At 66.1% G+C, this 8,770-nt stretch carries 10 protein-coding genes and 1 pseudogene; 3 read left to right on the top strand and 8 right to left on the bottom strand.

Annotated features, from left to right (window positions below):
* Positions 1 to 235 (bottom strand): annotated as a pseudogene (locus PKD06_RS17190) (hypothetical protein); the annotation flags it as partial.
* A gap of 108 nt (positions 236 to 343) precedes the next feature.
* Between PKD06_RS17190 and PKD06_RS17185 the strand changes: the two are divergent.
* Positions 344 to 583 carry a helix-turn-helix transcriptional regulator gene (locus PKD06_RS17185; RefSeq protein ID WP_324382262.1) on the top strand — a complete coding sequence of 80 codons (240 nt, stop codon included), beginning with the start codon at positions 344 to 346 and terminating at the stop codon, positions 581 to 583.
* A gap of 35 nt (positions 584 to 618) precedes the next feature.
* On the opposite strand, the gene PKD06_RS17180 is transcribed toward PKD06_RS17185, so the two are convergent.
* The 7 genes from PKD06_RS17180 to PKD06_RS17150 all read right to left on the bottom strand — a co-directional run bounded on the left by PKD06_RS17180 (position 619) and on the right by PKD06_RS17150 (position 7,913).
* A complete protein-coding gene (locus PKD06_RS17180) occupies positions 619 to 1,290 on the bottom strand; it encodes a hypothetical protein (RefSeq protein WP_324382260.1) in 672 nt (223 codons plus the stop codon).
* Positions 1,291 to 1,540: 250 nt separating this feature from the next.
* Entirely contained in the window at positions 1,541 to 1,774 is a 234-nt protein-coding gene (locus tag PKD06_RS17175) for an HGGxSTG domain-containing protein (RefSeq protein ID WP_324382264.1), read from the bottom strand.
* Between the two features lie 31 nt (positions 1,775 to 1,805).
* Positions 1,806 to 2,342, bottom strand: coding sequence for a hypothetical protein (locus PKD06_RS17170; protein ID WP_324382258.1), 537 nt, complete (start codon positions 2,340 to 2,342; stop codon positions 1,806 to 1,808).
* A 61-nt stretch (positions 2,343 to 2,403) separates the two neighbouring features.
* On the bottom strand, positions 2,404 to 4,506 hold the full coding sequence (locus PKD06_RS17165; RefSeq protein ID WP_324382256.1) for a hypothetical protein: 2,103 nt from the start codon (positions 4,504 to 4,506) through the stop codon (positions 2,404 to 2,406).
* Positions 4,507 to 6,735 (bottom strand): cell wall hydrolase, encoded by a 2,229-nt coding sequence (locus PKD06_RS17160; RefSeq protein WP_324382254.1) that lies wholly within the window; start codon positions 6,733 to 6,735, stop codon positions 4,507 to 4,509.
* A complete protein-coding gene (locus tag PKD06_RS17155; protein ID WP_324382252.1) occupies positions 6,735 to 7,004 on the bottom strand; it encodes a hypothetical protein in 270 nt (89 codons plus the stop codon). Before PKD06_RS17155 ends, PKD06_RS17160 begins: the two co-directional genes overlap by 1 nt.
* 246 nt (positions 7,005 to 7,250) lie before the next feature.
* Entirely contained in the window at positions 7,251 to 7,913 is a 663-nt protein-coding gene (locus tag PKD06_RS17150) for a hypothetical protein (RefSeq protein WP_324382250.1), read from the bottom strand.
* 186 nt (positions 7,914 to 8,099) lie between these two features.
* Between PKD06_RS17150 and PKD06_RS17145 the strand changes: the two genes are divergently transcribed.
* Together PKD06_RS17145 and PKD06_RS17140 are read left to right on the top strand one after the other, a co-directional pair.
* Positions 8,100 to 8,312, top strand: coding sequence for a helix-turn-helix domain-containing protein (locus PKD06_RS17145; protein WP_324382248.1), 213 nt, complete (start codon positions 8,100 to 8,102; stop codon positions 8,310 to 8,312).
* Between the two features lies 1 nt (position 8,313).
* Entirely contained in the window at positions 8,314 to 8,556 is a 243-nt protein-coding gene (locus tag PKD06_RS17140; RefSeq protein WP_324382247.1) for a helix-turn-helix domain-containing protein, read from the top strand.
* The last annotated feature ends 214 nt before the right edge of the window (positions 8,557 to 8,770 follow it).

The raw sequence follows: 8,770 nt of genomic DNA, 5'->3' as shown, positions 1-8,770 counted from the left end.
CGGCGGCGCAGGCTTCCACCATCGCGGCCTTGGCCCGGCCCCAGACCGTCCGCAGTGCGATCCCCATGCGGACCTGCCAGGACAGGCTGCTCGAGCGGATGGAGCGGGCCAGCTTCACCGCTTCGCGCATGATGGCGGAGCGGTCGAAGCGGCCGGCGGAGACGAGGGCGACCACAACCCGGCGTTCGGCCCGGGCCTGATCGAGGAAACTGCGGAGGGAGAGAGGGCGGGGCACAGCCAGTTCCTGTCTGATTTCGACAGGACTTTATCTTTAGGAAAGGATAAGTCAACGCCGAAAACGACATTCCTTGCGTTTTCCGACAGACAGCCCTACTCCATCCTCATGACGCCTGCCCAATCTCGTGCTGCTCGTGGCCTCCTCAAATGGTCTCAGGACGACCTTGCCCGAGAGGCGCGCGTCAGCGTCGTTACCGTACGGAACTTTGAAAACGAGAGATCGACCCCTCAGAGGGCAACCCTCGATGTGATGACTCGCACCCTCGAATTCGCTGGCGTCCAGTTCATCCCGGAGAACGGCGGCGGGGCGGGGGCGAGGCTGGCGAGGAGGAGCGACGAGGGGTGATGGCGCACATGCCCTCTGGCTGCCTGGGCGACGAGTTATCGAGGGGGTGGCCGATAGCTCTTCCAAGGCTGCGCCCCCGGCGCTCTGTACCCTGGCAAACTCGCTATTTCCTCTGAAGTGAGCCAGACGATTTCGCTGGCCGGCGTCGCCACCATGCGGCCGATGCCGGATTGCGGCACACCGCGCGCCGCCAATATCCGCGCCATCCCGACCGTCTCGGCCATGGCCTCTGCGGTCTCAACGCCGTTCGCCGAAGCGCCGTGGATGCCGACCGATCCGCGAATTTCCTTCACCGGAGCGCTGGCTAGCAGCATGAAGCAGGCCGATGCGCAAATCGCATCGCGCGGGACAAAGACCGGCAGTCGCGCAATCTTGATCTCGGCGCCGATGATGTTGCCCTCGCTTACCACGCCTCCGGGCGAGTTGAGGACCACGCTCGCGATGTCGGTGCGAACACGGCGGGTGACAGGGTCCATGATCGTGCGGGTGAAGCGGGCCGCGTCGCCTGGCTCGATGACTCCTTGGACGTGGACCAAAGCCAAATCCGGCACAATCTCTTCGATCGATATTGAAGCAGCTCGGGCGGATGAGGCCATCGCCATAAAGGTGCCGAGCACGAGGGCGAGGAAAGCGCGAGCCATGGCGGGATAATATCCGGTGTCGTTCGGAGGAACGAGCCCCATCGTGGTCGGAATAGTGACGTACATGGCGCGCCCCCCCGATTCGGGGGATCAAAGCCGGACCAACCAGCGGTGCTGTTACAGCAATTCAGATGCCCGGCCGGAATGCGCCGGCTCGCTGAAATCCGTGCGCCGGCTCGTCTTTTCTGCGGGCTACAGGTGATACAGGTGCTACCTCATTGATATCCCAGGATAAAGTTCTGTATCACCTCGAAATCCGGCAGGTGATACAGGTGATACAAGCCCCGGCATCGCGAAGGGCGCGAGGCGCGGCGCCTCACACGATCTCTCTCGCCAACGCCCGCATCTCCCGAACCATCCGATTGAGCATGCGGCGCGTCTCGATCGCCTCGCAGGTAAATCGGCCATGCCGATAGAGTCCGTTGGCGCTTCCCCGTGGCGCGCCGGGAGACTTTCCGCCGTGTATCCGGCATCGACCGTTCGGCATGGCCGCCTGCCGGCATGGGCTTCCGCTTCTCGTCCTGGCTCCGCAGCGCGGCGACAGGAACATGGGCAGCGGCGGTGCTGACATGAGGTTGTCCCTAAATTCCGCCTGCACCCCCACCCACCGTCTGGACGGCGCCGACGACGGCCTGACCGCCCTCGTGGACGTGGACGTGCTTCACGGTGACCTTCTGCTGGCCGCCCTTGCCGCGATATCGATTGAGGGCTTCGAGAAGGGTGACATAGGTGCGGGAGAGCTTGTTGGCTTGGTTCAGGTTCTCCTGCCGGCCGGCGAAGTTCTGCTCGGGGATCATCGCCCGCCGGTAGCACTCCATGGCGGCGGCGTTCGCCGCGATGAGTTGCGCGGCCAGCATGCCTTCGAGCTCGTCCTGAGGGCCGATGCCGGCGAGCGCGGAAGCCACCGCCGTCTTCTGCTTGTCCTTGTAAGCCTCATCGTCATTGAAGAACCAAAGGGCGCCCATAGCGGAATTGGCGAGCACGTTGTTGAAGGCGTCCGAATTCGAGCCTCCGAGCCATTTCAGCTTGGCCTCCCGGTCGACGTGCATGGATGCGTCGGGAGCAACCGTCGTCCCGGCGGGCGCGATCTTGGTTTCCACGGGTTCCTTCGTCGCCATCAGATCAGTCCAAGCACAATGAGGAAGAGAAAGCCGAGCGCGGCGTAGGCGAGAGACGGAATCACTGCCCCTGCATAGACATTTGGAGCCCGCGCGGGAGGGCATTGCTCACCGCGGAAAGCACCCGGCTCCGCGTTTCGGCCTTCATCTCCACCTCGTTGAGGCGCGTCATGAAGGCCCGGACCGTTTCCGGGTTCGGGTCGTAGAGCACCCGGCGCGCTTCAGCCATGACGCGGCCCCGCATCTCGGGGTGGACCTGCTTCATGGCCGTGAAGGCGGTGCGGATGGCGGAGGACAGGTGCCCGCCACCTGCCTGGACGGCGGCCTTCGTCATCTCCGCCAGTGTCCCGCCGGTATCCGCCTCGTCGGCAAGCCGTTCCGCGGTCGGCGAGCCGCCGGTGACGCGATTCGTCTTCGTCATGCCGGCCTCGCGCCGAATGAATTCGTGGAACTGCTGGCGCGCCCCATTGTCCGGCACGAGCCACCTGATTTTCTCGCGGAGGGCCGGGTTGCCATAGGCGAGCCGAACCTTGTCGGCTCCATCTGGCGCGTTGCTCAAGCGCTCCCGCAAGGCGTTCGCGGCCCCGAGGCGGAACATGTCCAGCTCGCCCGGCGACATCTCGCCGACCGTCTTCCGAAGGGCCTCGGTCGTGGTCGACGGATGGAATGCCTTCTGCCCCTGCCGGAGGGCGTCCAGCAACTCGCTCTCGCCCGCGAACTGCTTGCGGGCCGCCGCATAGGCCGGGTTCAGCTTGTCCAGGCTGGACAGGATGTCCTTTTTCAAGCCGACGAGGGCGGAGCCGAGGGTGTTCGTGCGGCCAGTCGCCGGGTCGGTGTTCCGGTCGATCATCGTGTCGAGGCCGCGCTTGATGTAGTCGAACTGCCGGGAGTTCGGCACGGCCGCGAGGCTGAACCCTCCCTGTGCGTCCGGCTGCCAGATCATCTGCGACCCCTCCCGATCGGAGATGCGCAGGATGTTGTTCGCCTCGGCGCGGGCCGCGTTCGGGATGCGATCGAGAAGCGAGAGGAGCTTCTGCCCCTCCTCCGAGTCGTAGCCCAACCTCACCGAATGGGCGCGCTCGTAGGCAGGGCCGGCCTGCGCCGAGCGGCGCGACATGATCTCGCCCGCCGTCTCGATCGAGCCGCGATCTCCCATCAGCGAGCCGATGCGATCTCCGATCCGATCGGCCTGGCTCGGCATCGTTTCCGATCCGATCTGCCTCGCCTCGAGGAATTCCCGAGCGGGCGTCCGGCCCTCTCCCGGCAGCCGCGCCACGTTGCCGGCGACGCCGCGTGTATTCGCCCCGGCCGCATCCGCGAGGGCATAGGGCTGGCCGGAAGCACGGGCGGCCTCCATCTCGGCCGCGATGGCCGGAAGGTCGGCGCCGTCGCGTCGCAGGGCGCGGGTCACGACGCGATCGGCAAGGGCGCCGGGCGACGTCACGGCCCTCGCCTGATCCGCGACCATCCGGCCGGCACCGGCAACGCCATGGACGGCACCGCCGATGACGGGAGCGAGAACAGCACCCGTCGCCGCGCCGGAAGCGGCGGAAGGCAGGCGGTCGACAAGATCGCCTTCGCCAGCTCCGAGGCCCGCCGCTCCGCCATAGGCTGCGCCCGTGGCCGCCAGATTGCCCGCGGCAGCCGCGCCCCGCGCGAGGAGGCCGGCGCCCTGCGCGGCCCGGAACGGCGTGAGCATGGGCGTCGCGGCGACGCGGGCTAGCGCGCCGCCGATCTCGCCCGCGGCCATGGCGCCCGGCTGATCCTCCACGGCCTGGCGCTGAAGCGCCCGGTTCTCCTCGGCCGCGGCGTCATAGCGCTGCCGGGCATCCTGCTTGCCCATGACGAGGTTCTGCACGCCCTCGGCCAGGCGCCCGGCGGCCACGAGGGGCGAATAGCGGACGATCGAGTCCTTCACCCACGAGGGAGCCGTCTCGTCGAAGCTGGACGCGGCCATGGCGCCACGCGCCTCGTCCCCGAAGCCGAGGGTGATTCCCTTCTCGGCGCCGCGAAGGGCGGCCTCGCCGGCGCCCATCTTCTCGCGCTGCGGGGCGGCCTTGGGCGGCCGGGCGGATGCGCTCGACGCAGGCACGTCGAACTGGTCGAACGGGTTCCCGCCCCGCAACGGGGCGGGCGTGTCGAACTGATCGAAGGGATTGGCCATCTACTGCCCCAAGATGCTCGCGGCGGCACCCGCGCCGTATTTCTCGTCGAACTGGCTCCTGAGGCCCGGGTTGGCGCGGAGGTATTCGGCCGCCGCGGCCGGGACCTGGCCGCCTCGGCTCGCCCCGGCTTGCGGCGCGGCGCCTCGTGCGCTCTGGCCGCCGCCGGGCCGGTAATAGGAGCGGTCCCGCAGCTCGGCCGCCTTGTTCATGGCGACGCTGAGGCGCCGCTCGATCGCCTTCTCGGCACGATCGAAAATCGCGTCGCGGACAGCGCGGGGCTGGTTGGCGGAGCCCGCGACTTCCAGAAGGATCTTCCTTTCCCCCTCGGTCGGGTTCCCGCCGAAAATGCTCTTGAGCTGCGCCAGGGCGCCCGTCTGGACGACGTTGTTCAGGTTCATGGTGGCGATGCCGCCCTCCGATCCGAAATTGGCGGTCACCGCGCCGCGCAGATCGGCAAAGGCGCCATCATAAGCCTTTGCGGAGAGCGACTTGGCCTCCCGGATCGAGTTCAGCGCTTCTTGCGCCGAGGTGATCGCGGCATCGGCCTCGCCGATGGCCTTGTGATCGGGCTTCTCGTCCGCCCCGAGCTTGCCCTCGGCAATGTAGCGGGTGCGCTCCGAAGAGCCCTCCCGGAGGCCGAGCCGATCGGCCTCCTCGCGACGTGCGGCGGCTTCCGCCCTGATCTTCTCCGCGGGACCATCCTTCTGGGAGTTCCGGTCGGTGAATTCCCGATAGCTGAGGCCGCCGTGCTGGTTGTTCGCCCGAGCCCAGAGATATGTCTTCACGCTCTCGGGCAGCCTCTCATTCTCGTTTAGGCGCTGAGCCAGCACCATTTTCGCAACCTCCTTCACGCCATCGGGCATGTCGGGATCGGCCATGATGGACATGAGTCGGCTCATGTCCCGGCGCATGATCGAATTCTGGAGGGGCTGCGGCACATGCTCCGGCTCCGTCCACGTCCGGGGATGGCCGGCAGAGCGCGGCTGAGCGGGCTGGGAGGAGCCAGCCGACGCAGAAACGGGAAGGCCGGCAGCGGGGTTGCCGGCCTGGGCGGGAGTTGCGCCGTCCGGCGATGCGCTCGGCCCTGCCTTGTACGCGAGCGGCACGCCCATCCCCTGATCCGGTGCGTTCGGATCGTCGTAGACATCGCCACTGGGCTGACCGTTTGCCTGCACGGTGGGGCTGCCTGCCTGGACGGGCGTGGAAGGCGCAGTGGGCGCGGCGCCCCGGCTTGCTCGCCACTGATCGACGGCCTCGCGGAGTTTCGGCTCGCGCTGGTACTGCTGACGAAAGAAGTCGCGATCCAGTCCCTCTGGCAGAAGGCCGGCCGCGACCATCTGCTGAATTTCCGGCTCGGATGGCGGGCCGGAGGCGGATTGCGCGGCAGGAGCCCCTGCCGGAGACTGGACGGCCGACGCGCCACCCTGTGGGATGCCATAGCGGTCGACGCTCTGCCCCCCATAGCCGAGCGTGAAGAAGCGATGGTTGCCGATATCGACGCCGCTACCGTTGTCCCACGACGGAGCGGAGCGGCCGAGCGCAGCCTGCGCCTTCGGAGCATAGAAATGCGTCGCTCCGCCGGTTGGGTCCGCCTCCTGCCCGCGCAGGATCGGCAGCACAGCGGACGCCACGAGGCGGTATTTCTTGCTATTCGGATCGTAGCCCTCAAGCTCCTGCCGGCGGCTCGACCAGGGCTCGAACTGGTTCGGCGCAAGGACGATTTGCGAAAGGGACTGCCCCGCTCCCTTGGCCCGGTTGCCGATGACACCAGCCACAGCTCTCCAACCGGACGGACCTTCGCCCATGGCCTCGCCCATCACTGTGCGAATCGCCTTGTCCTCATCGGGCGTGATGCCGTCGATAGGGGCGACGGATAGCCCTCCTGAGGCGCGGGCGGGCGCCGGTGCTGACGGGGCCAGTTCCGTGCTCGGAGCAGAAACCGAAGGATCGAGGCCGAAGAACGAACCGAGAGCGGCAAGCCCGCGCTCGCCGGCCGCCGCTTGCCGGGCATCCTTCGCTCGCTCTTCGTCCTGCTTCATGACTAGGCCGGCAAGGTCGGGGCGGCCGGCCGCAGCAAGCGCTGCGGCTTTGCGGTTGTCGCCGAGTGCACCCATGATCAGCTTGCGGTCCTCGACTCGCTGCATGCTCTCGTTCATCGAGTCGATGCCTTGCCCGAGAGCGGCCAACCCACTCGCATAGGAAAAGCCGGTGAAAGGTTGAATTGCCATCAGGCTTGCCCCTTGCAAGAGATGATTTCGAGATAAGACTGAAGGGCCGCCAAAGCTTCGTAGAGCCTTGCTATTGCGGTGCTCATCATTTCTTCCGCAGAGCCGGCGAGGCGGGGATTGTTCTGAACAAGCCAGAAGGCCGCATCGACCTGACTCTTCGCCTCTTGGAGCCGAAGCGCGGCCTGTACGATCGGCCCCTCGACGGGGAGGAGCGGGGCACTGCCTCCGGCGACGAGGGGCGGCGAGAGATTGATATCCGTTCCGATCACGGCCGTGCCTCCCGATGGGAGGAACCTGCATCCGCGACGATCTGGCGGAGATGAGAGCGGATCAGCTCGGCGAGGCTCAGCCCGCGAGCGCGGGCGGCCTCGGCCGCAGCATCACGAAGGCCCCGCTCGGCCTTCAGGAATATCGGTTGCGTGTATCGGCAGCGACCCGGTCGCATTCGTTCGCCTCCATCCAGCGAACGAATCTGCCATAGTGCAGATGATCCAGCTATTCTGTCTCGTGCAATGCTATTTTTTAGGAGGTGACTTCGCCTGACGACGCTTGGTTACTTCTGTCTCCTCCTGCCTCATTTTCTTATTCGCTCGACGCATAGCTTCGTTCGCCTGGTCGCCCGCGCTGACCTCACCCACGATCTCCGCCAACGAACGAGCCGGCGCGGGCGGATCGATCGTCTCCGGGGCATTGATCGTCACATTTCCCGATCCGCTCCAGTAATCCGTGATGACATTACCAAAGCCCTCCATCAGCACGCACTCGTCCCACGCGGAGTTGTAGATCATCGTATCCATGGCTACGTCGTAGCCGTCCTGCGCCGGGGTAGTAGTATGCTTTTCCTTGCTGTGGGCAGCGTATCCGTCAGGCGGTCCAGCCACATCTCCGCCGGACCAGAAATTTATCGATGAAATTACGTCGAATGCATGCTTGAGTGCTTGGCGCGTCTCGATCTCTGACCAGCCTCTTTGCTTAGCTATCTTACGAACTGCCCGGAGGACGTTAGCCATCGTCTGGAAGAGCTGCAACGAGGCTTTGTCCGAAATCATCGCCGAAACCATCGGCGAGACCATTGCCGACATTTCCAAGCGAGATTCGACTTCCTGCCCCAGCGATCGACCCGAAGCCGCCGCCGCCTCTTCGAGCGCCTGCCGTAACTCGACAGTCGTTCTTGTCATTACGGGAACCCGTCGCCCGCCCTCCGTTCGTGGTGCCCTCTTCGGCATGGTCACTCTCGTCTCATCTGTGCAATAGCGTTACGCCTATCATTCGCTATCTTGACGGGCAACGGGGAAATCAGCCAAAGAGGAGCCGCTAGCGATACGCATGTGTAACGCTAATGGGGGTTCGAGGAGGCTGCGCCCATGCATCCCGCTATCGAGAAAATCATCGCAGAAGGCGGCGGGGTGAACGTCCGTCCCCTCGCGAAGGCGGCGGGCGTCTCGGCCGCCACGCTCTATCGGGCGATCAATCGCGGCGAGATCGAAGCTACCCAAATCGGCAAGCGGATCACGATCCCGGCGCATGTCGCCAGGAAGTTGCTGCGCCTGCCGGAACCCGCTGGGGAGTCCGCTTGAGATGAAGGGCGCTCTCCTCACGCGCGAGCAGACGGCGAAGCTGCTGGGCATCAGCGCGCGCACCCTCGAACGCTACGACCGCGACGGCACAGGCCCCGGCTTCGTCCGGGTCGGGCCGCGCATGGTTCGCTACGACGAGGAAGCCTGCCGGGCCTGGGCCAAGTCCCGAGCCTTTCCGCACCGCGCCGCCGAGATCGCGCGGACGCCCCCGAACCCGAAAGAGAAAACCCCCGCTGCCGGCTGAAGGGCAACGAGGGCTCTCGGTATCGATATGTGGTTCCGGCAAGCCCCACATAACCCGGCCGACAGCTTTTCGCCACCCCTTTTCCCGGCGGTCCTTTTGAAGGACCCCCCAGTGAAGAAGAGAACCACCAGGACCAGGCTCCCGTCCCCGGCGAGCCCCGCATTCATCCTCGATCCCGATACCGCGCAGAACGTCGTCCATCGGCGGCTCGCCA

This window comes from Enterovirga sp. (assembly GCF_035325185.1).
Taxonomy (GTDB): Bacteria; Pseudomonadota; Alphaproteobacteria; order Rhizobiales; family Beijerinckiaceae; genus Enterovirga.
This window is presented reverse-complemented; position numbering and strand designations above follow the sequence as displayed.